Source organism: Rothia sp. HMSC065D02 (assembly GCF_001815285.1).
In the GTDB taxonomy this organism is placed as follows: Bacteria; Actinomycetota; Actinomycetes; order Actinomycetales; family Micrococcaceae; genus Rothia; species Rothia dentocariosa.
This window is the reverse complement of record NZ_KV820083.1, coordinates 1-1,671: the sequence shown is the minus strand read 5'-3', so window position 1 is coordinate 1,671 and position 1,671 is coordinate 1. Positions and strand designations below refer to the sequence as shown.

The 1,671-nt window shown below is 55.3% G+C and carries 1 rRNA gene; it reads right to left on the bottom strand.

Annotated features, from left to right (window positions below):
* Positions 1-102: 102 nt before the first annotated feature.
* Positions 103-1,629 (bottom strand): 16S ribosomal RNA (locus tag HMPREF3016_RS04030).
* Between the last annotated feature and the right edge of the window lie 42 nt (positions 1,630-1,671).

Sequence of the window (1,671 nt, the reverse complement as noted above, 5' to 3'; positions counted from 1 at the left end):
ACAAACAACAAAAAAAAGGGGCTGACATTCCACCCATGAGCAAACCACCCACCCGACACTCGCGAGCAGCATGGCCAACCAAACAATAGTTGAGCTCCTTAGAAAGGAGGTGATCCAGCCGCACCTTCCGGTACGGCTACCTTGTTACGACTTAGTCCCAATCGCCAGTCCCACCTTCGACGGCTCCCCCCACCAGGGTTAGGCCACCGGCTTCGGGTGTTACCAACTTTCGTGACTTGACGGGCGGTGTGTACAAGGCCCGGGAACGTATTCACCGCAGCGTTGCTGATCTGCGATTACTAGCGACTCCGACTTCATGGGGTCGAGTTGCAGACCCCAATCCGAACTGAGACCGGCTTTTAGGGATTAGCTCCACCTCACAGTATCGCAACCCTCTGTACCGGCCATTGTAGCATGCGTGAAGCCCAAGACATAAGGGGCATGATGATTTGACGTCATCCCCACCTTCCTCCGAGTTGACCCCGGCAGTCTCCTATGAGTCCCCACCATCACGTGCTGGCAACATAGAACGAGGGTTGCGCTCGTTGCGGGACTTAACCCAACATCTCACGACACGAGCTGACGACAACCATGCACCACCTGTATACCAGCCCCGAAGGGAAACGCCATCTCTGACGCAGTCCAGTATATGTCAAGCCTTGGTAAGGTTCTTCGCGTTGCATCGAATTAATCCGCATGCTCCGCCGCTTGTGCGGGCCCCCGTCAATTTCTTTGAGTTTTAGCCTTGCGGCCGTACTCCCCAGGCGGGGCACTTAATGCGTTAGCTACGGCGCGGAAAACGTGGAATGTCCCCCACACCTAGTGCCCAACGTTTACGGCATGGACTACCAGGGTATCTAATCCTGTTCGCTCCCCATGCTTTCGCTTCTCAGCGTCAGTTACAGCCCAGAGACCTGCCTTCGCCATCGGTGTTCCTCCTGATATCTGCGCATTCCACCGCTACACCAGGAATTCCAGTCTCCCCTACTGCACTCTAGTTAGCCCGTACCCACTGCAAAACCAGGGTTAAGCCCCAGCCTTTCACAGCAGACGCGACCAACCGCCTACAAGCTCTTTACGCCCAATAATTCCGGACAACGCTCGCGCCCTACGTATTACCGCGGCTGCTGGCACGTAGTTAGCCGGCGCTTTCTCTGCACCTACCGTCACTTTCGCTTCTTCGATGCTAACAGAGGTTTACAACCCGAAGGCCGTCATCCCTCACGCGGCGTCGCTGCATCAGGCTTGCGCCCATTGTGCAATATTCCCCACTGCTGCCTCCCGTAGGAGTCTGGGCCGTGTCTCAGTCCCAGTGTGGCCGGTCACCCTCTCAGGCCGGCTACCCGTCGTCGCCTTGGTAAGCCATTACCTCACCAACAAGCTGATAGGCCGTGAGCCCATCTAAAACCACTCCATAACGCTTTCCACCAACACCCCATGCGGAGATTGGTCGTATCCGGTATTAGACCCAGTTTCCCAGGCTTATCCCAGAGTCAAAGGTAGGTCACTCACGTATTACTCACCCGTTCGCCACTAATCCACCTAGCAAGCTAGGCTTCATCGTTCGACTTGCATGTGTTAAGCACGCCGCCAGCGTTCGTCCTGAGCCAGAATCAAACTCTCCGTTACAAAAACAAAAAGCAAACGCATGATCCCATAACTCTCAAAAAA